At 72.0% G+C, this 22,328-nt stretch carries 21 protein-coding genes and 2 pseudogenes; 12 read left to right on the top strand and 11 right to left on the bottom strand.

What is annotated here, in order from left to right:
* Positions 1-17: 17 nt before the first annotated feature.
* A complete protein-coding gene (locus ACIRPX_RS27855) occupies positions 18-1,280 on the top strand; it encodes a VWA domain-containing protein (RefSeq protein ID WP_404200042.1) in 1,263 nt (420 codons plus the stop codon).
* Positions 1,280-2,092 (top strand): hypothetical protein, encoded by an 813-nt coding sequence (locus ACIRPX_RS27850; protein WP_404200039.1) that lies wholly within the window; start codon positions 1,280-1,282, stop codon positions 2,090-2,092. The genes ACIRPX_RS27855 and ACIRPX_RS27850 overlap by 1 nt, the downstream gene beginning before the upstream one ends.
* 60 nt (positions 2,093-2,152) lie before the next feature.
* Here the strand turns inward: ACIRPX_RS27850 and ACIRPX_RS27845 are convergent, their stop codons facing one another.
* Positions 2,153-2,779: a winged helix-turn-helix transcriptional regulator gene (locus ACIRPX_RS27845; protein WP_404200036.1), complete on the bottom strand. Its 627-nt coding sequence runs from the start codon at positions 2,777-2,779 to the stop codon at positions 2,153-2,155.
* Between the two features lie 82 nt (positions 2,780-2,861).
* Here ACIRPX_RS27845 and ACIRPX_RS27840 point away from each other — a divergent pair, with 82 nt between their 5' ends.
* The 4 genes from ACIRPX_RS27840 to ACIRPX_RS27825 all read left to right on the top strand — a co-directional run bounded on the left by ACIRPX_RS27840 (position 2,862) and on the right by ACIRPX_RS27825 (position 5,899).
* Complete coding sequence (locus ACIRPX_RS27840; RefSeq protein ID WP_404200034.1) at positions 2,862-4,070, top strand: pyridoxal phosphate-dependent aminotransferase; 1,209 nt, start codon at positions 2,862-2,864, stop codon at positions 4,068-4,070.
* A 43-nt stretch (positions 4,071-4,113) separates the two neighbouring features.
* On the top strand, positions 4,114-4,713 hold the full coding sequence (locus ACIRPX_RS27835; protein WP_404200031.1) for a histidine phosphatase family protein: 600 nt from the start codon (positions 4,114-4,116) through the stop codon (positions 4,711-4,713).
* A gap of 48 nt (positions 4,714-4,761) precedes the next feature.
* Positions 4,762-5,412: a hypothetical protein gene (locus ACIRPX_RS27830; RefSeq protein ID WP_404200028.1), complete on the top strand. Its 651-nt coding sequence runs from the start codon at positions 4,762-4,764 to the stop codon at positions 5,410-5,412.
* A 64-nt stretch (positions 5,413-5,476) separates the two neighbouring features.
* Positions 5,477-5,899 carry an acyl-CoA thioesterase gene (locus ACIRPX_RS27825; protein ID WP_404200025.1) on the top strand — a complete coding sequence of 141 codons (423 nt, stop codon included), beginning with the start codon at positions 5,477-5,479 and terminating at the stop codon, positions 5,897-5,899.
* A gap of 426 nt (positions 5,900-6,325) precedes the next feature.
* Here ACIRPX_RS27825 and ACIRPX_RS27820 read toward each other — a convergent pair whose 3' ends face one another.
* Positions 6,326-6,727 (bottom strand): winged helix-turn-helix transcriptional regulator, encoded by a 402-nt coding sequence (locus ACIRPX_RS27820; protein WP_404200022.1) that lies wholly within the window; start codon positions 6,725-6,727, stop codon positions 6,326-6,328.
* Positions 6,728-6,838: 111 nt separating this feature from the next.
* Between ACIRPX_RS27820 and ACIRPX_RS27815 the strand changes: the two genes are divergently transcribed.
* Entirely contained in the window at positions 6,839-8,266 is a 1,428-nt protein-coding gene (locus ACIRPX_RS27815; RefSeq protein ID WP_404200019.1) for an MFS transporter, read from the top strand.
* Positions 8,267-8,397: 131 nt separating this feature from the next.
* Positions 8,398-11,421 (top strand): glycosyl hydrolase, encoded by a 3,024-nt coding sequence (locus ACIRPX_RS27810; RefSeq protein ID WP_404200016.1) that lies wholly within the window; start codon positions 8,398-8,400, stop codon positions 11,419-11,421.
* 48 nt (positions 11,422-11,469) lie between these two features.
* Here ACIRPX_RS27810 and ACIRPX_RS27805 read toward each other — a convergent pair.
* Positions 11,470-11,725: pseudogene (locus ACIRPX_RS27805) on the bottom strand (SDR family NAD(P)-dependent oxidoreductase); the annotation flags it as partial.
* A 4-nt stretch (positions 11,726-11,729) separates the two neighbouring features.
* Between ACIRPX_RS27805 and ACIRPX_RS27800 the strand changes: the two are divergent.
* A pseudogene (locus ACIRPX_RS27800) lies at positions 11,730-11,819 on the top strand (AraC family transcriptional regulator); the annotation flags it as partial.
* A gap of 177 nt (positions 11,820-11,996) precedes the next feature.
* Here ACIRPX_RS27800 and ACIRPX_RS27795 read toward each other — a convergent pair.
* The 8 genes from ACIRPX_RS27795 to ACIRPX_RS27760 form a co-directional block, all read right to left on the bottom strand.
* Positions 11,997-12,617 (bottom strand): TMEM175 family protein, encoded by a 621-nt coding sequence (locus ACIRPX_RS27795; RefSeq protein WP_404200013.1) that lies wholly within the window; start codon positions 12,615-12,617, stop codon positions 11,997-11,999.
* A gap of 66 nt (positions 12,618-12,683) precedes the next feature.
* A complete protein-coding gene (locus tag ACIRPX_RS27790) occupies positions 12,684-14,051 on the bottom strand; it encodes a nucleobase:cation symporter-2 family protein (RefSeq protein WP_404200010.1) in 1,368 nt (455 codons plus the stop codon).
* 195 nt (positions 14,052-14,246) lie between these two features.
* Complete coding sequence (locus ACIRPX_RS27785) at positions 14,247-15,626, bottom strand: 8-oxoguanine deaminase (RefSeq protein ID WP_404200007.1); 1,380 nt, start codon at positions 15,624-15,626, stop codon at positions 14,247-14,249.
* Between the two features lie 115 nt (positions 15,627-15,741).
* Positions 15,742-16,698, bottom strand: a complete 957-nt coding sequence (pucL, locus tag ACIRPX_RS27780) for a factor-independent urate hydroxylase (protein WP_404200004.1) — start codon at positions 16,696-16,698, stop codon at positions 15,742-15,744.
* Positions 16,699-16,705: 7 nt separating this feature from the next.
* Positions 16,706-17,107 carry a hydroxyisourate hydrolase gene (uraH, locus tag ACIRPX_RS27775; RefSeq protein ID WP_404200001.1) on the bottom strand — a complete coding sequence of 134 codons (402 nt, stop codon included), beginning with the start codon at positions 17,105-17,107 and terminating at the stop codon, positions 16,706-16,708.
* A gap of 3 nt (positions 17,108-17,110) precedes the next feature.
* Positions 17,111-17,623, bottom strand: coding sequence for a 2-oxo-4-hydroxy-4-carboxy-5-ureidoimidazoline decarboxylase (gene uraD, locus ACIRPX_RS27770; RefSeq protein WP_404199998.1), 513 nt, complete (start codon positions 17,621-17,623; stop codon positions 17,111-17,113).
* Between the two features lie 155 nt (positions 17,624-17,778).
* Positions 17,779-18,147 (bottom strand): helix-turn-helix domain-containing protein, encoded by a 369-nt coding sequence (locus tag ACIRPX_RS27765; protein ID WP_404199995.1) that lies wholly within the window; start codon positions 18,145-18,147, stop codon positions 17,779-17,781.
* Positions 18,144-18,404, bottom strand: coding sequence for a hypothetical protein (locus ACIRPX_RS27760; RefSeq protein WP_404199992.1), 261 nt, complete (start codon positions 18,402-18,404; stop codon positions 18,144-18,146). Before ACIRPX_RS27760 ends, ACIRPX_RS27765 begins: the two co-directional genes overlap by 4 nt.
* 151 nt (positions 18,405-18,555) lie before the next feature.
* Here ACIRPX_RS27760 and ACIRPX_RS27755 point away from each other — a divergent pair, with 151 nt between their 5' ends.
* The 3 genes from ACIRPX_RS27755 (at position 18,556) to ACIRPX_RS27745 (ending at position 21,940) form a co-directional block, all read left to right on the top strand.
* A complete protein-coding gene (locus tag ACIRPX_RS27755; RefSeq protein ID WP_404199990.1) occupies positions 18,556-19,395 on the top strand; it encodes a TIM barrel protein in 840 nt (279 codons plus the stop codon).
* 25 nt (positions 19,396-19,420) lie between these two features.
* Entirely contained in the window at positions 19,421-20,311 is an 891-nt protein-coding gene (locus ACIRPX_RS27750) for a 2-hydroxy-3-oxopropionate reductase (RefSeq protein ID WP_404199987.1), read from the top strand.
* A 171-nt stretch (positions 20,312-20,482) separates the two neighbouring features.
* Positions 20,483-21,940: a catalase gene (locus ACIRPX_RS27745; RefSeq protein WP_404199984.1), complete on the top strand. Its 1,458-nt coding sequence runs from the start codon at positions 20,483-20,485 to the stop codon at positions 21,938-21,940.
* Positions 21,941-22,328: the final 388 nt, after the last annotated feature.

Here is a 22,328-nt window from a genome sequence, read left to right as displayed (position 1 = left end):
ATCAATAAGATCCGCCGATGATCAGAACACAACGGCTGGCGGCAGGAGTCTGCGCCCTGCTGGCCACTCTGGCGGCCGGGCTCGCGTTCCCGGCCGCGGCGAGCGCCGGTGAACCCGCGGACGGGGCCACGCCGAAGGTCGACCTCGTGCTCGACGTCAGCGGCTCCATGCGGAGCCGGGACATCGACGGCGGGTCCCGGATGGCGGCGGCGAAGCAGGCGTTCAACGAGGTGCTGGACGCGACGCCCGAGGACGTCCAGCTCGGCATCCGCACACTGGGCGCCAACTATCCCGGCGAGGACCGCAGGACGGGCTGCAAGGACACCGCGCAGCTCTACCCGGTCAGCACGCTGGACCGCACCGAGGCGAAGACCGCGGTGGCCACGCTCTCGCCCACCGGCTGGACCCCGATCGGGCCGGCGCTGCTGAAGGCGGCCGACGACCTCGGCGCCGACGCCGGCTCCAAGCGGATCGTGCTGATCAGCGACGGTGAGGACACCTGCGCGCCGCTCGACCCGTGCGAGGTGGCCCGGGAGATAGCGGCCAAGGGCATCGGCATGACCATCGACACCCTCGGACTGGTCCCGAACACCAAGCTGCGCAAGCAGCTCAGCTGCATCGCCGAGGCGACCGGCGGCACCTACACCTCGGTCCAGCACACCGACGAACTCACCGACAAGGTGAACCAGTTGGTGGACCGTGCGGCCGACCCGGTGGTGACGCCGGTGGCCACCGAGGGCGCCGCTCAGTGCACCGACGCGCCCGCCCTCACGTCGGGTCTCTACACCGACCGCGAGGAGTTCGGGCAGCAGCGCTGGTACAAGGTGGACGTGCGGCCCGGCCAGGAGCTGCGCGCCTCGGTGAGCGTCGCCGCCGACCGGACCGTCAACCCCGACCACGGCGTGCTGCTGCGGGCCGTCACGACGCACGGCCGCGAGATCGTGCGCGGCGAGGCGGCGGGCAGCGGCCGTACGGACATGCTCTCCACCGGCCTGCGCTACCCGAAGGCGACGAGCGACGACGACGCTCCCGCCGAGACGGTGTGCCTTCAGGTCACCAACTCCTTCTCGGCCGCCCCCGGCGTGAAGACCACGCCGGGCCTGCCGGTCGAGCTGACCGTGGACGTGGTGAGCGGCCCGTCGCAGGCGGACGACGTGGCCTCCTTCGGCCTCGGCCGCGGCTGGTGGCTGCTGGGCGTACTGGTGCTGACCGGCTTCCTCGCCGGTCTGATCTGGGGCTGGGTGTCACGCTGGCGGGTCGCGGTCTGGAGGACCAACTGATGCGGATCACACGTGCGTTGAGCGCTGCCGCGCTGCTGTTCGGGCTGGCCGTCACGCCGGCCGCCGCCGACTCCTCGCCGTCGCCGAGCGCGTCCGGCGACGACTCCGCGCCGACCACGGCGGGCACGTCCTTCCGTACGGCGGCCGAGATCGACCAGGGCCGGCCGGCCACGGCGAGCGCCTCCACGGGCGACTACCTGTACTGGTCGTTCCCCGCCGACGCCGGTCAGCGCCCCACCGTCAAGGCGACGGTGAAGCTGCCGGACGAGCACGCGGCGCAGACCTGGCAGATCGACGTGTACGACGGCCTGCGCCGCCGTCAGGCCTGCCAGTACGGGGCGCAGACGCGCACCGCGGCCGAGGGGACGGCCTCGGTCGACCTGGCCTGCACGCTGCGTACGGTGCGCTCCTGGTCCGAGGAGTGGGCCAACGACCCGCTGCCCGGCACCTACTACGTCCGGCTGACCGCGGTGAAGCTGGCGACGGCCGACCTGGGGCAGCCGATCGGCGCGACGGTGCGGGTCGGCTCCAAGGACATCGGCGGCTCGGCCGCGGTCGACGGCTCACTGGCGAAGCCGCTGGTGCCGGGGATCGCCGTGACGTCCCGGTCCTCGCAGGACGACGGGGATGCGTCGACGAAGTCCGCGGTGCTGTCGGGCATCGAACCCGACGACGGCTGGGCGTCCGGCTGGTGGTCCGACCGCTGGGTGTGGACCGCGGTGGGCGCGACGCTGGCCGCGCTCGCGGGCATCGGCGGATACGCGCTGACGCGGGGGGCTGGCCGTCCTTCGCGGATGCCTCGGGGAGCCTGACGCCTCGTCACACACCCTGGTCGTCCGAAGGCCCGCCGCAGCGCCTGCGGCGGGCCCTTCTCATGTCTCCCGCAGCGCCTTCGCCAGGGTGCCCTCGCCCGTCACGGTGACCTGCCCGGCCCGGACCGCGTCCGTCAGGCTCAACTCCCCCCGCCCGAGGGCCGCGCAGGTCCCGGCGTCCAGGGCCAGCCGGGCGTCGGGCTCGCGCGGGGCGGGCCCGTCGCCGTACACCGCACCGTCGACGGCACCCACATGCAGATGGAAGTCCCCCTCCTCCAGGCGGACTTCGACGAGTCCCTCGCCCTCCAGCGCGCGCAGCAGCGGCAGCGCGAACCAGTGGGCGCGCAGCGCGTCCGTCGGCCGCCGCTCCCCCAGCTCGGCCTCGCCCCACGTTCCGAGCGCCTGCAGCACGGGCAGCAACTCCCCTCCCCGGGAGCTGAGTTCGTAGACGTAGGCCGCTCCCGGCGGCGGCAGCCGGCGCCGGGTCGCGAGGCCGTCCCGCTCCATGTCCTTCAGCCGGGAGGCGAGGACGTCCGTGCTCACGCCCGGCAGGTCCGCGTGCAGATCGGTGTAGCGGCGGGGCCCGGCCAGCAGCTCGCGGACGATCAGCAGGGTCCAGCGGTCACCCACCAGGTCGAGGGCGCGGGCCGCGGAACAGTACTGGTCGTAGCTTCGGCGTCGTGACATGCGACGCAGTCTAGACATGTCATTGGACTTTCCAAGCACCCACTTGGTAAAACCAAGCAACACCAGATACCGGAGGGGCGCAATGGAGTTCCGGCAGTCGAACAAGCTCAGCGAGGTCTGTTACGAGATCCGCGGCCCGGTGATCGAGCACGCCAACGCGCTGGAGGAGGCGGGCCACAGCGTGCTGCGCCTGAACACCGGCAACCCGGCCCTCTTCGGCTTCGAGGCGCCGGAGGAGATCCTCCAGGACATGATCCGGATGCTGCCGCAGGCGCACGGCTACACGGACTCCCGGGGCGTCCTCTCCGCCCGCCGGGCGGTCGCCCAGCGCTACCAGGCCCTCGGCCTCCAGGTCGGCGTGGACGACGTCTTCCTCGGCAACGGCGTCTCCGAGCTGGTCTCCATGGCCGTACAGGCGCTGGTCGAGGACGGCGACGAAATCCTCGTGCCCGCACCGGACTTCCCGCTGTGGACCGCGGTGACGACCCTCGCGGGCGGCACGGCGGTCCACTACCTGTGCGACGAACAGGCCGAGTGGTACCCGGACCTGGCGGACATGGCGTCGAAGATCACGGACCGGACGAAGGCCGTGGTCGTCATCAACCCGAACAACCCCACCGGCGCGGTCTACCCCAAGGAGGTCGTCGAGGGCATCCTCGACCTCGCCCGGCGCCACGGCCTGATGGTCTTCGCCGACGAGATCTACGACCAGGTCCTCTACGACGACGCCGTCCACCACTCGGCCGCGGCCCTCGCCCCCGACCTGGTCGTCCTGACCTTCTGCGGGCTGTCGAAGACCTACCGGGTGGCCGGGTTCCGTTCGGGCTGGCTGGTGGTGACCGGTCCCAAGCAGCACGCGCGCAGCTATCTGGAGGGCCTGACCATGCTGGCCTCCATGCGGCTGTGCGCCAACGCCCCGGCCCAGTACGCCATCCAGGCCGCGCTCGGCGGCCGCCAGTCCATCCGCGAACTGACCGCGCCCGGCGGGCGGCTGCACGAACAGCGGAACGTGGCCTGGGAGAAGCTCAACGAGATCCCCGGGGTGTCGTGCGTGAAGCCGAAGGGCGCGCTGTACGCCTTTCCGCGGATCGACCCCGGGGTCCACAAGATCCACGACGACGAGAAGTTCGTCCTGGACCTGCTGCTGCGGGAGAAGATCCAGGTCGTCCAGGGCACCGGCTTCAACTGGCCCAGCCCGGACCACTTCCGCATCCTCACCCTCCCCCACGCCGACGACCTGGAGGCGGCGATCGGCCGGATCGGACGGTTCCTGAGCGGGTACCGGCAGTAGCCCGCGGCGGGCGCCGGGGCCGACGGGCTCCTAACCTGGTGCCATGGGTGACCTCTTTCTCGTCCGGCACGGTGAGACCGAGTGGTCGCGGTCCGGGCGGCACACCGGCTGGAGCGACGTCCCGCTGACCGAGCGCGGGCGCGAGGAGGCGCGGCGGCTGGTGCCGCTGATCCGGTCGCACCGGATCGGCGCGGCCTTCTGCAGCCCGTCGCAGCGGGCGCGGGAGACGGCGGAGCTGATCGGGCTCCAGGATGTGCGGATCGACGTGGACCTGCGGGAATGGGACTACGGCGGGTACGAGGGGATCACCACCGTCCAGATCCAGCGCGAGCGGCCGGGGTGGTTCCTGTTCACGGACGGGGTGGTGCCCGGACCTCCCGAGCACCCCGGGGAGAGCCCCGGGCAGGTCGGCGAGCGCGCGGACCGGATGCTCGCCAAGGTGGACGCGGCGTCCGCGAACACCGAGGGGTGCGTGGTACTCGTCGCGCACGGTCACTTCCTCCGGGTGCTGACCGCGCGGAGGCTGGGGCTGCCGCCGTCGGGCGGAGCCCTGTTCCAGCTGGCGACGGGCACGGTGTGCCGGCTGGGGACGGAGCACGGGCGGCCGGTGATCGCGGGGTGGAATGTCAGACCCTCGTCGTAGCCTTCGAGACGGTGGGAGCAGGACACCCAGCGCCGGAGGGAGCACGCCGTGACGCCACCGCCCACCGCCGCGCAGCGGCGTGTGATCGACGCCGCCGACCCCGTGACCGGGCGGCTGCGGGGTACGCGGCCGCAGCTTGCGGCGCTGGTGAAGCGGGGGCTCGCGTTCCGGCACCCGCGGCCGCCGCACGACCACTTCCTGACGTCGGCCGGCCACCGGATACGGGAGACCGCCGAGGAGCGGGCACCGGCGGAGCCCGAGGAGCCGACGGAGCCCGAGGCGCCGTCCGCGGCGGGCGTGTTCAGCGCGCGCGTCGGCGGTGAGGAGCGGGTGGCGCGCGACGGGCCGGCCCGTGCGCGTGAGGTGCACAGCGCCTGGCAGGGCCTGCTGGAGCTGCGCCGGATGACCCGTCCGGACGGGTCCGTGGAGCGGCCGTGCGGCTGGGAGCGCGCGCATCTGGTGCAGGCCGCCGCGCTCGCCCTGGAGGCGGCGGGCCATCGCCCGGCCGGACCAAAGGGCGCGGACGGCTACCGGGTGCGCGCCACCGCGCAGCCGGAGGCCGTCGCGGTGTACGCACCGGCGGCCGAGGAGCGGCGGGCCTGCGGGGCGACGCTGGAGCGGGCGGGCTGGCAGGCCGGCGAGTACGCGGAGCCGCGCACCGGGACGCGCTATCTGCTGGCCTCACCGCGCCGGACGTGATGAGCATGCCAAGATCGGTCATCGGTGCAGCAGGTACGAGACTCCCGTACGAGAAGGGAACGCAGTGAGCGAGCAGTTTTCCGTCCCGGTGACCGTCCGTGGATACGAGACCGACGTCCAGGGCCACCTCAACCAGGCCGTCTACCTCAACTACGCGGAGCACGCCCGCTGGTCGCTGCTGCGCGCGGCGGGGATCGGGCAGGCGGAGCTGATCGGCAGAGGCGTCGGGCCGGTGGCGCTGGAGACCACCGTCCGCTACCGGCGCGAGCTGCTCGCGGGCGACGAGGTCGAGGTGACGTGCGCCTTCCTGTGGGGCGAGGGCAAGACGTTCCGCATGGAGCAGACGATCCGCAAGGCGGACGGCACGGTGGCGGCCGAGATCACCGCGGTCGGCGGCCTGATGGACCTCAAGGCCCGACGCCTGCTCCCCGACCCGCAGAAGTACTTCAAGGAACTGGCCACGACCCCGCACCTGTTCGGCCTCTGACCGAAGGATACCGACCGAGCAGGCACGGGCCCGCAGCTCACCGGGTTCGGTCGGCCACGGGCGTGCAACCCACGGGGTTCGGCCGGGCACGGACGTGCGGCCCACCGGGTTCGGCCGAGGCCGGCCCGCAGCCCATGGGATACGGCCCGGCACGGGCCCGCGGCTCACCGGGTTCGGCCGACGCCGGCCTGCGGTCAACGGGGGTCAGCTGAACGTCGACCTGCAGCCTGCGGGGGTCGGCCGGACGCCAGCCTGCGAAGATCGCCCAGACTCTGGTCCGCGAGGGTCGGCCGGAGGCTGGTCCGCGAGGGTCGGCCGGGCCGTTCCCCCGGGACTCCTTCAGGCAGTGCGCCACCGGCGGGGGCGGTCGGGCGCGCGCCCGCGAGGGGGCCCGCGGCCGCCCGGTGCGTCGCGGGGCGGTGGCCGTCAGGCGTCGGACGGCTCGGGCCGGTGGTCCTCGTCGTAGGCCGCCCGCGACTCGGCGATGTAGACGCGGTTGCGTTCCGCCCAGTCGGTCAGCCGCTGCAGCGTCTCGTGCAGCTCACGCGCCACCGGCGTGAGTTCGTACTCCACCTTCGGCGGCACCGTCGGGTGGACCGTGCGGGTGACCAGGCCGTCGCGCTCCAGATTGCGCAGGGTGAGGGTCAGCATGCGGCGGCTGATGCCCTCGATGCCGCGCTCCAACTCGGTGAACCGAAGGGGCCCGTGCGCGGCCGCGACCAGGATCTGGACACTCCATTTACCGGCCACCCTGTCAAGAACTTCGCGGACGGGGCAGGCGTGCGCGTTCACGACCTGGACGGTTACACCGGTGTTCCTCCGGGACATCGGACTGCCTCCTTACCTCGCCCCCTCATGGTCACTCACGATGTCCTCCGTTACAAGTCGTGCACCAAGGACACGACTTGGATCCGCCAAGACCACGGAGGCCGTGCAGCCATGTCCACCCTGACCGGACCCCGGACAGGACAGCCGGAGCGGACGTACTCCCGCCGGGCGTCCCTCGCCGTCCTGTGCGCGGGGGCGCTGATGACGATTCTGGACGGTTCCATCGTGACGGTGGCCATGCCGGCCGTCCAGAACGACCTCGGCTTCAGCCGGGCCGGCCTCGCCTGGGTCGTGAACGCCTATCTGATCCCGTTCGGCGGGCTGCTCCTGCTGATCGGACGGCTGGGCGATCTGCTGGGCCGCAAGCGGATGTTCACGTCCGGGCTCGCCGTCTTCACCGCGGCGTCCGTGCTGTGCGGCACGGCGAACAGCCAGGGCCTGCTGATCGCCGCGCGGGCCGTGCAGGGCGCCGGCGGGGCGATGGCCTCGGCGGTGGTGCTCGGCATGCTGGTGGCGCTGTTCCCCGAGCCGCGCGAACAGGCCCGCGCCATCGCGGTGTTCAGCGCCGTCGGATCGGTGGGCGCGACGCTCGGCACCTTCCTCGGCGGGGCGCTCACCCAACTGCTGAGCTGGCACTGGATCTTCCTGATCAACCTGCCGATCGGCATCGTCGCCTGGCTGGCGGCGGTCCGCGTCCTCACCCCCGAGCAGGGCGCCGGGCTCCGGGACGGCGCCGACTACCCCGGCGCGGCGCTGGTCACCGGTGCGCTGATGCTGACGGTCTACGTCATCGTCGGCTCCGGCGGGCGCGGCACCACCGCGACGCTGCTCCTCGCCCTGCTCGCCGCCGCCCTGTTCGCGGCGTTCGCGGTCCGCCAGGCACGCACGGTCCGCCCCCTGCTGCGGCCGAGCCTGTTGCGCTCCCGGCTGCTCACCGGCGCCAACACCGTGCAGATCCTGATGATCGCGACGATGTACGGCTTCCAGTTCATCGGCGCGCTCTACCTCCAGCGCGTGCTGGGATACGGCGAGTTGACCACCGGCCTCGCCTTCCTGCCGGCCCCCGTGGCGATCGGCCTGCTGATGACGGGCCTGTCCGCGCGGTCGATCGGCCGCTTCGGGGCGTACCGGGTGCTGCTGGCCGGGCTCATGCTGATCTCGGGCGGCATGGCGCTGCTGAGCCGGGCTCCCGCGCACGGCTCCTACGCCACCGACGTGCTGCCGCCGATGCTGCTGCTGGCCGCCGGGTTCGCCGCCGCCATGCCCCCGCTGACCCAGCTCGCGATGTCGGGCGCCCGGCCGGAGGACGCGGGGCTGGCGTCCGGACTGTTCAACACCACGCAGGTGGTGGGCGGTTCACTCGGTCTGGCGGTGCTGAGCACTCTGGCGGCGAGCCGCACCGACGGACTGCTCGGCCACGGCGCGGAGCTGATCCCGACCACGGCGGAGGGATACCGGCTGGCGTTCCGGGTGGCGACGGCCGTCGCGGTGGCGGCCCTCGCCCTGGCCGCGGTGACGCTGCGGCCCCGGAAGAGCTGACGGGCCGGCGTCTCCTTTGAATCGTTGACGCACCTCTTGACCTCACTCGGCGCGCGGATTTACCGTTCCCGGGTTCATGGTGTTTGAAACGATTCAATTCCCGCTCACCCGTGACCACTTGGGGCTGAACCATGCACGAAACCCACCCGCGCCGTGGCGGCATGACACGGCGGTCCGTACTCGCGGCCGGTCTGACGACCGGCGTTCTCGCGGGACTCGGCCCGGCGGCGGGCGCCGCCGCCTCCCCCGCACGGACCGCCGCCTCGGTCGGCACCGCCCCCACGGCGCGCTGGTTCGCCGCACCGGGCAGGGCGGTCCGGCCGAAGTTCCGCTGGTGGTGGCCGGACGGCCTGGTGGACCCGGCCGAGATCGCCCGGGAGATCGACCAGATGGCCGACGCGGGCTTCGGCGGCGCCGAGATCGCGGCCGTGCACCACAGCATCACCGACACCTCCGTGCTGGACACCGCCCACCACGGGTGGGGCAGCGGCCCCTGGCGCGAGGGGGTCAGGGCCGCGCTGAGACAGGCCGCGAGACGCGGGCTGACCGTCGATCTCACCCTCGGTCCGAGCTGGCCGGTGGCCGTACCGGGCGTCACCCCGGACGACGAGGCCGCGGTCAAGGAACTCGCCTACGGCAGGGCCACGGTGACCGGCGGCGCCGCCTACGACGGCCCGGTGCCCGCCCCCGTCCACGCCGCCGCCCCGGGCGTGAACGTGCAGAAGCTGTTCGCGGTGCAGGCGGCCCGCGTCGACACCGCCTACTCCGGCAGGAAGACCACCGGTCTGGACGCCGACAGCGTCACCGATCTGACCGACCGGGTGTCCGACGGCGAGGTGAGCTGGACCCCGCCCGACGCGGCGGACTGGGTGATCCTGTCGTACTGGCAGCGGGGCTCCGGCCAGCAGCCCGAGGCGGGACCGCACTCCTCCCCCGCCGCCTACGTCGTCGACCACTTCAGCGCGTCCGGCACCGCCGCCGTCACCCGCCACTGGGACGCCACGATCCTCGACGCCACGCTGCGCAGGCTCCTGGCGGCGGCGGGCGGCGCCTTCTTCGAGGACTCCGTGGAGCTGGAGACCAAGGGCCTGCAGTGGACGCCCGGACTGCCCGCCGCCTTCCGCGCGCGCACCGGGCGCGACCTGCTGCCGTACCTGCCCGCCGTGATCCTCGACAGCGGCAACCAGGTCTTCGACTTCGAGGCCCGGCTCAGCCAGGAGATCCGGCACGACTTCTGGGAGACCGTCTCCGGGCTGTTCAACGAGCACCACCTCGGCGCGCTGAAGACGTGGGCGCACGGACGCGGCATGAAGCTGCGCTCGCAGCCCTACGGCCTGCAGACGGACGCCATCGCCTCGGCCGCCGTGCTCGACATCCCCGAGGGCGAGTCGCTCGGCTTCAAGAACCTCGACGACTACCGCTGCCTGGCCGGCGGGCGCGACATGGCCGGCGGCCGCGTGCTGTCCTGCGAGGCGGGGGCGTACGCGGGCGGCGCCTACAACACCACCTGGGACAGGTTCCTGCGCACCATGGGCGGGGCGTACGCGGCGGGCGTCAACCAGACGGTGATCCACGGCTTCTCCTACGCCACCGCACCCGGCGTCGCCTGGCCCGGGTTCGCCGCGTTCAGCCCGTACGGCGGGACGCCCGGGTACGGCGAGTCGTGGGGGCCGAGGCAGCCCACCTGGCACCATGTGGCCGACGTCGCGGGCTACATCGGCCGGATCCAGCAGGTGCTCCGGTCGGGCACCGCCCGCGCGGACGTCGCGGTCTTCCGGCAGACCGGTTACTCCGCCACCGGCATCGGCGCGTCCTGGCTGACCTCGACCGGCGTCCCCCTCGGCTGGACCCACCAGTTCCTCAGCGGCCCGCTGCTCGACCTGCCCGCCGCCACGGTCTCCGGCAAGCGGCTCGCCCCGGACGGCCCCGCCTACAAGGCCCTGTTCCTGGAGACCGACTTCTTCTACGGCTCCACGCCCACGCTGGCCGTGGACGACGCCCGCAAACTGCTGAAGTTCGCCCGCGCCGGCCTGCCCACCGTGCTGCTCGGCGCCTTCGACCAGGCCCTCACGCCGGGCCTCCCGGACGACGGCGAGACCGCCGAAGTACGGTCGCTGACCGCCCAGTTGCTGGCCCTGCCGAACGTCCGCAAGGTCACCGACAAGACGCTGGTCGGCGCGGCGTTCGCGGAACTGGGCGTGACGTCCGACGTCACCCACGCGGTGTCCTCGACGCTGCTCAACGCCCACCGGGCCACCGGCGACGGCGACTTCTACTACCTGTGCAACGGCAAGCACGCGGAGACCGTCAAGCCCCCCGTCGCCGCCATCGACCACGACGTGACGGTGCGCAGCACCGTGCGCACGGGCGCGGGCACGGTGCCGTACCTGCTGGACCCGTGGTCCGGGCGGGTCACCCGGCTCGCCCGGTACACCCGGGACGGCGACGCGTTCACGTTCCGGGTGACGTTGCAGCCGGGCGAGACGATGGTGGTCGCGCTGGGCCGGCCGGGGCTGTTCGGGGACCGGGACGGCCATCGCCCGCACATCGTCGCGACCGACGCGGACGGCGCGCTGTTCGCGGGCGGATCCCCGGCCGTGCGCGCCTTCGCGGCCGGCACCTTCACCACCACGCTGTCCACCGGGCGCCGGGTCACCACCAAGGTCGCCGAGGTGCCCGCGGCCCTCACACCCGGCACCTGGACCCTCTCGGTCGACGACTGGCGGCCCGGCGCCGACGCGACCGGCACCGAGGTGGTCCGGCACAGCCTCGCGCTGGACGCCCTGCTGCCCTGGTCGCAGATCCCGGAGCTGGCCGACGTCGGTGGCATCGGCACCTACCGGACCACGGTCACCCTGCCGAAGACCTGGTCCGCGGCGGACGGCGCGCTGCTGCAGCTCGGCAGCGTCACCGACACCTGCCGGGTCACGGTCAACGGCACCCGGCTCGATCCGGTCGACCGCGTCAACCCCGTGGTGGACCTCGGCGGCCGTCTGCGCAAGGGCGCCAACACGATCGAGATCGAGGTGGCCACACCGCTGTTCAACCGGCTGCGGGTGAGCAGCCCCGCGGTGTTCGGCACGGCGGCCCGGCAGGCGTACGGCCTGGTCGGACCGGTGCGGTTGGTGCCCTACGTCCAGCGGGCGGTGGCCTGAGCGGCGGCCGGGCGGCGGCCGCGAGCCGTGCCGCCCGGCCGCACCGCCTCACCCCCGCGTGAACGACGACGCGTGGTCCCGCGCCCACTGCCGGTAGGTCCGCGCCGGCCGGCCGAGCGCCTCCCGCACATCATCGGTGACGACGTCGCTGCCGCCCTCCTGGATGAACCGGGCGGTGACCATGAGGCCGTCCGGTCAGGGTGTACGTACGGCCCGCGTGCCGCGGGTCGAGCAGTGCCGCCACGGCGGTCTCGGCCGCGTCCCGCGGGTCGAGGACCCCCTGCCGTCCCGCGCCCGTCATGTGGGCGGACCAGTCCCACATGACGTCCGACTTCCGCACCCTGATGGGTGTGCCGCCCCGCTCGTACTTCACCGGCCGGCTCCCGCGGGCCACACCCGCCAGGCGATCCGCCGGGCCTGAACGCGGCTGCGGGCGCCCGCGCGGCCTGCGGGAGGCGGCCCGTCGGGGCCGGACCGCATGCGGCTGGGGACCGAGGGCGCCGGACCGGACCGAGCCGGACGGCCCCCGGTCCCCCTCGGCGGCGCGCCGGAGCAGGCTGCGCTGCCCGCCGGTCTCATGCGCCGGCCGGGTCCGGACGGGTCGGCACCGGGACCTGGTTGAAGCCGTAGTACAGAGCGATGAGGCCGTGGGCGGCCAGGGTGAGCGGTGCCGAGACGAAGGCCAGGGCGACGGTGACCGGGTAGGCCAGGGTGCCGAGGGCGAAGCGGGCGCGGGTCGCGCGGGCCGCCGGGATGTCGACGCGGGCGTCGAAGAGGTGACCGGTGCGGGTCAGGTGCCACCACAGGGCCTGGAAGGTCAGGGCCATCGCCACCATGACCAGGCTGTAGACGGCGGCGGCGACATGCGAGGGCTCGTCCTCGCGCAGGTACTCCGCGAGCATCGCCGTCGGCCAGGGCACCGCGGCCACCACCATCAGGACCAGCAGGTTCAGGAACATCAGGGCGCGGTCGACATGGGCGACGTAGCTGAACACCTGGTGGTGGTTGATCCACATGATGCCGATGACCAGGAAGCTGACCACGTAGGCGGCGTAGGAGGGCCACTGGGTGCCGAGGGCGTGCCACAGGCTGCCGTGCTCGCCGACCTTCGGGACCTTGATCTCCAGGATGAGCAGGGTGACGGCGATGGCGAACACGCTGTCGCTGAATGCCTCGACACGGCCGGACTCGTTCATGGGGGACAGCCTGCCCCATCGCCGGTGCGGGGTACGGCGATTGCCCTACCCCGCACCCGCGCACCGTCAGTGGGCGGCGGCGATCTGCTCGCCGGCCTCCATGGGATGGGTGACGTCCTGCTCCTCGCGGCCCCTGCCGAGGTGGTTGAAGACCAGGTTCAGCACCACGGCCGCCACGCAGCCCGTGGAGATACCGGAGTCCAGGACGATGCGCGCCGTCTCCGGGAAGGCGTGGTAGAACCCCGGCGCGGTGATCGGGATGATGCCCACCGCGAGCGAGACGGCGACGATCAGGATGTTGTTGTCCTTCTCCAGCCCCGCCTTGACCAGGGTCTGGATGCCGCTGGCCGCGACCGAGCCGAACAGCACCACGCCGGCGCCGCCGAGCACCGGGCGCGGTACGACCGCGATGAGCGAGGCGGCCATCGGGCACAGGCCCATCAGGACCAGGAAGCCGCCGCCGGTGGCGACGACGTAGCGGCTGCGGATCCTCGTCATGGCGACCAGGCCGATGTTCTGGGCGAAGGCGCTGCACATGAAGCCGTTGAAGAAGGGGCTGAGGGCCGAGCCGAGGGTGTCGGCGCGCAGCCCGGCCGCGATCGTCCGCTCGTCCGCCGGGCGCTCGACGATCTCGCCCAGCGCCAGCATGTCCGCGGTCGATTCGGTCATCGACACCACCATCACCACGCACAGCGAGAGGATCGCGGCGAGGTGGAACTGGGGCGTGCCGAAGTGGAACGGGGTCGGGAAGCCGATCACGTCCGCGTCGGCCACCGGGCCGAAGTCCGTGACGCCGAAGGGGATCGCGATCACCGTGCCGGCGACCATGCCGAGCAGAACCGCGATCTGCTTGACGAAGCCGCGGGTGAAGCGGCGCAGCAGCAGCACGATCACGAGCGTCGTGGCGGCCAGGCCCAGATAGGTCGCCGAACCGTAGTCGTGCGCCGCCGGGTCGGGTCCCTGCGCCCAGCCGAAGGCGACCGGCAGCAGGGACACGCCGATGAGGGTGATGACCGAGCCGGTGACGACCGGCGGGAAGAAGCGGACGGCCTTGCTGAAGAAGGGGGCGGCCAGGAAGCCCAGCAGGCCGGCGACGATCACGGCGCCGAAGATGATCGGCAGCGCGTCGGACTTGTCCTTGGTGGAGGCGACGACCGCCGTCATGGGGGCGACACCGGCGAAGGTGACGCCGTTGACGAAGGGCAGCCGGGCGCCGATCTTCCAGATGCCGAGGGTCTGCAGGAAGGTGGCGAGGCCCGCGGTGAACAGGCAGGCACCGGTGAGGAAGGTGAGATCGGAGGCGGACAGGCCGATGGCCGCGCCGACGATCAGGGGCGGGGCGACGACCCCCGCGTACATGGCGGCCACGTGCTGCAGGCCGGTCGTCGCCATCTTGAGTGCGGGCAGGCGTTCGTCAACGGGATGGGCGGCCACGGCGGCTCCTCCGGTCGGTTACACGTCGGCTCTGACGTGGGTGTCAGGGAGGTGGGGCGCGGTCGTGCGGGACCGGGACGGAGACCGTTCCGGGGCGCCCGCGTCCACGCGCGCCCCGGAGACGGCCGCCATGGAACCTAGGGTCCACGGCTACCGGTCGAGGGCCGTCCCCCCCGACCGGAGATCTTCGGCTGTTCAGGCCCGCGCGACGATCCGCGCGAGCCGCTGTGCCTGGTCCCGCGTGGAGCGGGCGACGGCGTCCTCGTCCACGTGCAGCAGGCGGCCGTCCTCGACCACCTGGCGGCCGTTCACGAAGGACGCGGTGACCGGGGCCGCCGCGCCGAGGACCAGCGCGGTCACCGGATCGGCGATGGAGGCGTGGGCGAGGGTGTCCAGCTTCCACAGCACCAGGTCGGCGAGCTTGCCCGGCTCCAGGGAGCCGATCTCGGCGGCACGGCCGAGGACCTGGGCACCGCCGTAGGTGCCCAGGCGCAGCGCCTGGCGGGCGTTGAGCGCCGCCTCCCGGTGCGCGCCGAGGCGGTTGATCAGCAGGGCGTTGCGCAGTTCGGTGTGCAGTTCGCCGGACTCGTTGGACGCGGTGCCGTCGACGCCGAGGCCGACCGGGACGCCGGCCGCCAGCATGTCGGGGACGCGGGCGATACCGGCCGCGAGGCGGGCGTTGGAGGACGGGCAGTGCGCGACACCGGTCTTCGTCCGGCCGAAGGCGGCGATGTCGGAGTCGTTCATGTGGACGCAGTGCGCCATCCACACGTCCTCGCCGAGCCAGCCGGTGGACTCGAAGTAGTCGGTCGGGCCCATGCCGAACAGTTCCTTGCAGAACTGCTCCTCCTCGACCGTCTCCGAGCCGTGGGTGTGCAGGCGCACCCCGAGGCGGCGCGCCAGCTCGGCGCCCTCCCGCAGGAGTTCGGTGGAGACGGAGAAGGGCGAGCAGGGGGCGACGGCCACCTGGGTCATCGCGTCGAAGGACGCGTCGTGGTGCTCCTTGACGGTCTGCTCGGTCGCGGCGAGGGCGCCTTCCAGGGTCTCGACGGCGAAGTCCGGGGGCAGGCCGCCGTCCTTCTCGCTGCGGTCCATCGAGCCGCGGGCGAGGGTGAAGCGCACACCCGTCTCGCGGGCGGCGCGGATGATCGCGCCGGACAGGTCGCCGGAGTCCTTGGGGTAGACGTAGTGGTGGTCCATGGCGGTGGTCACGCCGCCGCGGGCCATCATCGCGAGGGAGCCCTGGGCGGCCGCGTACACCATCGGCTCGTCGATGCGCGCCCAGGTCGGGTAGAGCGCGACGAGCCAGTTGAAGAGGTTGTGGTCGGTGGCCAGGCCCCGGGTGATCCACTGGTAGTAGTGGTGGTGGGTGTTGACCAGGCCGGGCGTCACCAGATGGCCGGAGGCGTCGATACGGCGTACGACGTTCTCCAGTCCCTCGGGGGCCTTGCCCGCGCCGAGCGCCTCGATGCGGTTGCCGGCGATGACGACGTGTCCGTGTGCGTACTCGGTGTCGTCCGCGTCGACCGTCGCGATCGAGCAATTCTCGATGACGGTGCGCTGGGCTGCTGCCATGGTTCGTCCTTTTCGCTCAATGGACTTGTGAGGAGGGCACGGCAGGACCCCGGGTGATTTGAGTGCCGCGGCCGGCGGAAGGAGCGGCCGGCCGCGGGTGCCGATGAGGGACCTGCTACAGGTTCGTGAGGTCCACGGGGATCTTCTGCTCGCAGCCGTCCCGCAGGACCGTCCCCTCGATCAGGCCGTAGGGGCGGTCGGCGGCGAAGTACACGGCACCGTCCTCGGTGGCGTTCTTCAGCCCGAACGGCTCCAGGTCGACGAGGAAGTGGTGGCTGTTCGGCAGCGAGAAGCGGACCTCGTCGATCTCGCTGCGGTTGTTGATGATGCGCGAACCCATCTGGTACAGCGTCTGCTGCAGCGAGAGCGAGTACGTCTCGGCGAAGGCCTGGAGCATGTGCTTCCTGGTCTGCTCGTAGGACTTCTCCCAGTTGGGCGTCTTCTGCTCGTCGTCGGTCCAGTTGAACCGCCAGCGGGCGGAGACCGAGGTCGCCAGGATGCGGTCGTAGGCCTCCTGCAGGGTGGTGTACTTGTCCTTGACGAAGCCCCAGAACTCGGAGTTGGTCGAGTTCATCACCGTCAGGTCCTTGAGGCCGGAGATGACCTCCCAGTGCTCACCGTCGTAGGTGATCTGGGTGAGGCGGGTCTCCTGGCCCTGCCGCACGAACGAGTGCTTGACCTCGTCCGCGCCGATGAACCGCGAGTTGGCGTCGGAGGCCTCGATCCGCTCCCAGGCGTACTCCTCGATGCGGATACGGGCCCGGTGGATCGGCTCCTGGCTGGTCACGAAGTGCCGGGCCAGGTGGATGCCGAACTGCTCGGCCGACTCGATGCCGTGCTCCTTGGCGAAGGCGAACACGGTGTTCTTGGTGGTGTCGGTCGGCAGCACGTTGGCGTTGGAGCCGGAGTAGTGGACCTCTTCCATGTCGCCGGAGAGGGCGACGGAGACGTTGAGGTCCTTGATGTGGTGGGTGGCGCCGTCCCGCGTGATCTTCACGACTCGGTTCTCGGCCTTGCCGTACTGGTTCTGTCCCAGGATCACAGGGTGGGCTGGGCGGGAATTGACTGCCATGTGTCTGCTAGCTCCCTCGGTAAACGGAGTAGCCGAACGGGTTGAGCAGCAGCGGTACGTGGTAATGCTCCCCGGGCGTCACCGCGAAGGTGATCGCCACCTCGGGGAAGAACACGGCACCGCTGTCCCGATTCGCGGGGGCGTCCTGCTGCGCATCGGCTTGCTGGTTCTCGGACTTCGTGAAATACGTCTCGACCGCGAAGTCGAGGCGTACATGGGTGGTTCCCTCCGGCAGCGCCGGCAGGTCCTTGCACCGGCCGTCTGCGTCGGTCGCGGAGCCGCCGAGCGCCTGCCAGTCCGCCGCGCGCCCGCTGCGGGCGGCGAGCCGGACGGCGACGCCCTCGGCGGGGCGGCCGACGCTGGTGTCCAGGATGTGCGTGGACACGGAGGCGGTGGTGCTGGTGCTCATGGGTCAGGCGTCCTCTTCGACGAGTCGGGCCAGTCGGATGCGGTTGATCTTTCCCAGCTCGGTGCGGACGATCTCCCGCTCCTGCTGCGGGGAGTTGCCGATCCGCTCCTTGACGGCGTCGCGCATCTGCTCGCCGGTCCGGCCGGTGGCGCAGATCAGGAAGACATGGCCGAACTTCTCCTGGTAGGCCAGGTTCAGTTCGAGCATCTGCGCCCGGAGCTCGTCGGAGGCTCCGGCCATACCGCGCTGCTCCCGCGCCGAGGTGGGGTCCCCCGGCCTGGGGCGGCCGATCGGCGGGTGCCCGGCCATCGCCTCGTCGAGATCGGCGGCCGTCAGCTCGGCCATGGCGGCGTCACTGGCGGCGAACAGCTCGTCGGAGGTGGTGTACGGACGGGCGGCGGTCAGCCGCCGCGCCCAGGCCGTGGAGGCGCACGCCTCGCGGAGGACGGCGAGGGCCGCGTGCTCCTCCAGTGCGTTGAACCGGGGCAGGCCCGGGGGCGTGGAAGTCGAAGTCACGGGAGCCTCCGTGGCCGCGTAGGGCCTTCGTGCTGAACGGGCGTGCCGATAGCTAACGCCCTCGACAACGACCCGTCAACACTTTGTTGAAAATTCGCGGCGCCGAAACCGGTCGACCCGTCCCGGGCACCCGCCAGCCGGCCGCCGGGCCGCCGTCAGGCACCTTTGTCCCGGTTCAGATAGTTGTACACCGTGAAGCGGCTCACACCGAGGGCGCTCGCGACGGTCTCCACGCCGTGCCGTACGGAGAAGGCGCCGCGCGCCTCGAGTATCCGTACGACCTCCTGCTTGGCCTTGCGGTCCAGGTCCGCCAGCGGCATGCCCTGCTTGCGCTCCATCGCGGCCAGGATGTGGTCCAGGGAGTCGGCGAGCTGGGGCAGGCGCACGGCGACGGCGTCGACGCCCTGCCAGGTGAGCACGACGTCGTCGGGGCCGGCCTCGTCGGGCGGGAGGAGTTCACCCCCCATGGCGTCGACCAGCGGCTTGACGGCCGTGATGAACGGTTCGTCCCCGGTCCCGGTCACTCGGCACCCTCCTCCGCCGCGTCGACCACGTTGACCTGCAGCGAGATCCGGGTGGCGCCGGCCCGCAGCGTCGTGCGCAGCAGCGCGTCCACGGCGCCGAGCACGGCGTCCGCGCCGCCCTCCGCCGTGTTGCCGAACGGCCCGACGTCCACCGCGTCCAGCTCGGCCGCCTCGATCACCTCGCGGGCGGCCACCGCGTGCGCGGGCGCCTCGTCGAGGTCGAACGGCTCCGTCGTGAACTCCACTCTCAATCGCACGCGCACAACCTAACGCCATGCCGGTCCTCGTAGGTCGCCGGTTTTCCGCGGGTGCTCTTGACAGGCCTCCCCGGCCACAGGCAGTCTTCCATTAAGCAGAAACGAACTTCCGTCATACGGAATCACGACACGGAAGGGAGCGCCGACCCCCATGGGATTCGCAGAGCAGCGCTTCAACGTCAACCTGTCGATCCTCTTCACGGAACTCCCGCTCCTGGAGCGCCCCGCGGCCGCCGCCGCGGCGGGCTTCACCGCGGTCGAGCTGTGGTGGCCCTGGGTCGACTCCCCCACCCCCGAGCAGTCCGAGCTCGACGCCCTGAAGAAGGCGATCGAGGACGCGGGCGTCCGGCTCACCGGCCTGAACTTCTACGCCGGGCAGCTGCCCGGCCCCGACCGGGGCGCGCTGTCCGTCCCGGGCGAGGAGTCGGAGAGGTTCCGCGCCAACATCGACGTGGCGGCGGACTTCGCCCGGTCGCTGGGCTGCACGGCACTCAACGCGCTGTACGGCAACCGCGTCGGGGGCGCCGACCCGGCCGAGCAGGACGCGCTGGCCCTGGAGAACCTGGTCCTCGCGGCCCGCGCGGCCCACCGCGTCGGCGCGATCCTGCTGATCGAGACACTCAACCAGCCGGAGTCGCCGCTGTACCCGCTGGTCAGCGCCCCGGCCGGGATCGGCGTCGTCGACAAGGTCAACGAGGCGACGGGCCTCGGCAACGCACGCTTCCTCATGGACCTGTACCACCTGTCCATGAACGGCGAGGACCTCCCGTCGGTGATCGAGCGGTACGCGGCGAAGACGGGCCATGTGCAGATCGCCGACAACCCCGGGCGCGGCGCGCCCGGTTCGGGCTCGCTGCCCCTCGAGGACCTCCTCGACCAGCTGGCGAAGGCGGGTTACGAGGGGTGGGTCGGCCTCGAGTACAAGCCGGGCGACCGCCCGAGCGCCGAGGCCTTCGACTGGCTCCCCCGCGAAGCGCGCGCCGCCCGCTGAACTCCCTCACCGAAAGGCACATTTCATGAGCACGCTCCCCAAGGTCGCCTGGATCGGCCTCGGCATCATGGGCTCCCCCATGTCCGAGAACCTGATCAAGGCGGGTTACGACGTCACCGGCTTCACGCTGGAGCAGGACAAGCTGGACCGGCTGGCCGCAGCCGGCGGCACGGCCGCCGCCTCGATCGCGGAGGCCGTCCGGGACGCCGACGTGATCGTCACCATGGTGCCGGCGTCCCCGCAGGTCGAGGCCATCTCCTACGGGCCCGACGGCATCCTCGAGAACGCGAGGTCCGGTGCGCTGCTGATCGACATGTCGTCGATCACCCCGCAGACCTCCGTCGACCTGGCGAAGGCCGCCGCGGGCAAGGGCGTCCGGGTGCTGGACGCCCCCGTGTCCGGCGGCGAGGCCGGCGCCGTCGAGGCCGTGCTGTCCATCATGGTCGGCGGCGAGCAGGCCGACTTCGACGCCGCGAAGCCGCTCCTCGAGGCGCTCGGCAAGACCATCGTGCTGTGCGGCCCGCACGGCTCCGGCCAGACCGTGAAGGCCGCCAACCAGCTGATCGTCGCCGTGAACATCCAGGCGTGCGCCGAGGCCGTGGTCTTCCTGGAGAAGTCGGGCGTGGACCTGAAGGCCGCGCTGGACGTCCTCAACGGCGGCCTCGCCGGCTCGACCGTGCTGACGCGGAAGAAGGACAACTTCCTGAACCGCGACTTCAAGCCGGGCTTCCGCATCGACCTGCACCACAAGGACATGGGCATCGTCACCGACGCCGCCCGCACCGTGGGCGCCTCGCTGCCCGTCGGCGCCGTGGTGGCCCAGCTGGTCGCCGGCCTGCGCGCCCAGGGCGACGGCGGCCTGGACCACTCGGCCCTGCTGCGGGCCGTGGAGCGCCTCTCCGGCGCCCGGCTCTGACGCGGCCCCGAGACTTCCGGGCGGTGCCGCCGCCGACATCTGTCCTGTCGCGCCCAGGCGACGGCGCCGCCCGGAATCAACTTCAACAATTTGTTGACGCCCGCTCGCCCCGAACTTAGGCTCCACAAAGCGGAAATAGTTTTCCGCTGCCACTCGTACGGAAGGTCCACGATGTCGAAGCGCGTGCTCACGACCGAGTCCGGCGCCCCGGTCGCCGACAACCAGAATTCCGCCTCCGCCGGCATCGGCGGACCGCTCCTCCTCCAGGACCAGCACCTCCTGGAGAAGCTGGCGCGCTTCAACCGCGAGCGCATCCCGGAGCGCGTGGTGCACGCACGCGGCTCGGGCGCCTACGGCTACTTCGAGGTGACCGACGACGTCACCGGCTTCACGCACGCCGACTTCCTGAGCAGCGTCGGCAGGCGCACCGAGGTGTTCCTGCGCTTCTCGACCGTGGCCGACTCGCTCGGCGGCGCGGACGCGGTCCGCGACCCGCGCGGCTTCGCCGTCAAGTTCTACACCGAGGAGGGCAATTACGACCTCGTCGGAAACAACACCCCGGTGTTCTTCGTCAAGGACCCCATCAAGTTCCCCGACTTCATCCACTCGCAGAAGCGCGACCCCTTCACGGGCCGTCAGGAGGCGGACAACGTCTGGGACTTCTGGGCGCACTCCCCCGAGGCCACGCACCAGGTGACCTGGCTGATGGGCGACCGCGGCATCCCGGCGTCGTACCGCCACATGAACGGCTACGGCTCGCACACCTACCAGTGGACGAACGCCGAGGGCGAGGCCTTCTTCGTCAAGTACCACTTCAAGACCAATCAGGGCGTCCGCTGCCTGAGCGGCGAGCAGGCGGCCGAACTCGCGGGCACGGACCCGAACTCGCACCAGACGGACCTGCTGCAGGCCATCGAGCGGGGCGTGAACCCGTCCTGGACGCTGTACGTGCAGCTCATGCCGGCGGCCGAGGCGGCGGACTACCGCTTCAACCCGTTCGACCTGACCAAGGTGTGGCCGCACAACGACTACCCGCTGCGGCGCGTGGGCCGCCTGGTGCTCGACCGCAACCCGGACAACGTCTTCGCCGAGGTCGAGCAGGCCGCGTTCTCCCCGAACAACTTCGTGCCGGGCATCGGTCCCTCGCCGGACAAGATGCTCCAGGGCCGGCTGTTCGCCTACGCGGACGCCCACCGCTACCGCCTGGGCGTCAACCACACGCTGCTGGCCGTCAACGCCCCCCGGGCGACCGTCGCGAGCAACTACGGCCGGGACGGCCTCATGGCGGTCAACTCCCAGGGCCGGTACGCCAAGAACTACGAGCCGAACTCCTCCGAGGGCCCGGCGGAGACCGGCCGTCCGCTGTCGGCCCCGCTCGCGGTGCACGGCCACACGGGCACCCACGAGGCGCCCCGGCACACCAAGGACGACGACTTCTTCCAGGCGGGCGAGCTGTACCGCCTGATGTCGGCCGAGGAGAAGTCCCGGCTGATCGCCAACATCGCCGGCGGCCTCTCCCAGGTCACCCGCGACGACGTGATCGAGAAGAACCTGGCCCACTTCCACGCCGCCGACCCGGAGTACGGCAAGCGCGTGGAGGAGGCGGTCCGCGCCCTGCGCGAGGACTGACCCGAACGGCCCGCGCACGACCGTACGGCCCGGATGAGGGGTGGCCGGCCGGACGTGCGCGGGCGAGGCAAGGACCGCGGCGGCGTGCGAGCCAGTGCGGTGGTGAAGGTCCCGGGCCCTCCTTCTTCGACCTGAGGGAAGGAGTGCCGCGGTTCTGTCGCATCCGCCGCGGTCCCAGCCGTTTCCCGCAGTGCCCCGAGACTCCGTCCGGCGGCGCGAACGTACTGTCGCGCCCAGCCTCGCACCGCCGGGCGGCCACAACCACATACCCCACCGGCCGAGGGGGGGGCGGGGGGGGCGGGGCCCCCCCCCCCCGCCCAGCCGCGGCCCCGGGGGGGGACGGCCCCCGTTAGGCGGCGTGTGTATGGAATAAACAAACAACCCCGCA

The organism is Streptomyces sp. NPDC101225 (assembly GCF_044767585.1).
Lineage (GTDB): Bacteria > Actinomycetota > Actinomycetes > Streptomycetales > Streptomycetaceae > Streptomyces.
The sequence above is the reverse complement of the archived record's forward strand: the minus strand, read 5'-3'. Positions and strand labels throughout refer to the sequence as shown.

Bases quoted from the DNA above. Each gene is read 5' to 3' on its own strand.
- ACIRPX_RS27815 (WP_404200019.1), top strand. From the start codon at position 6,839: ATGTCCACCCTGACCGGACCCCGGACAGGACAGCCGGAGCGGACGTAC.
- ACIRPX_RS27840 (WP_404200034.1), top strand. From the start codon at position 2,862: ATGGAGTTCCGGCAGTCGAACAAGCTCAGCGAGGTCTGTTACGAGATC.
- ACIRPX_RS27755 (WP_404199990.1), top strand. From the start codon at position 18,556: ATGGGATTCGCAGAGCAGCGCTTCAACGTCAACCTGTCGATCCTCTTC.
- ACIRPX_RS27810 (WP_404200016.1), top strand. From the start codon at position 8,398: ATGCACGAAACCCACCCGCGCCGTGGCGGCATGACACGGCGGTCCGTA.
- ACIRPX_RS27850 (WP_404200039.1), top strand. From the start codon at position 1,280: ATGCGGATCACACGTGCGTTGAGCGCTGCCGCGCTGCTGTTCGGGCTG.
- ACIRPX_RS27820 (WP_404200022.1), bottom strand. From the start codon at position 6,727: ATGTCCCGGAGGAACACCGGTGTAACCGTCCAGGTCGTGAACGCGCAC.
- ACIRPX_RS27855 (WP_404200042.1), top strand. From the start codon at position 18: ATGATCAGAACACAACGGCTGGCGGCAGGAGTCTGCGCCCTGCTGGCC.
- pucL (WP_404200004.1), bottom strand. From the start codon at position 16,698: ATGGCAGTCAATTCCCGCCCAGCCCACCCTGTGATCCTGGGACAGAAC.
- ACIRPX_RS27835 (WP_404200031.1), top strand. From the start codon at position 4,114: ATGGGTGACCTCTTTCTCGTCCGGCACGGTGAGACCGAGTGGTCGCGG.
- ACIRPX_RS27750 (WP_404199987.1), top strand. From the start codon at position 19,421: ATGAGCACGCTCCCCAAGGTCGCCTGGATCGGCCTCGGCATCATGGGC.
- ACIRPX_RS27785 (WP_404200007.1), bottom strand. From the start codon at position 15,626: ATGGCAGCAGCCCAGCGCACCGTCATCGAGAATTGCTCGATCGCGACG.
- ACIRPX_RS27745 (WP_404199984.1), top strand. From the start codon at position 20,483: ATGTCGAAGCGCGTGCTCACGACCGAGTCCGGCGCCCCGGTCGCCGAC.
- ACIRPX_RS27845 (WP_404200036.1), bottom strand. From the start codon at position 2,779: ATGTCACGACGCCGAAGCTACGACCAGTACTGTTCCGCGGCCCGCGCC.
- ACIRPX_RS27795 (WP_404200013.1), bottom strand. From the start codon at position 12,617: ATGAACGAGTCCGGCCGTGTCGAGGCATTCAGCGACAGCGTGTTCGCC.
- uraH (WP_404200001.1), bottom strand. From the start codon at position 17,107: ATGAGCACCAGCACCACCGCCTCCGTGTCCACGCACATCCTGGACACC.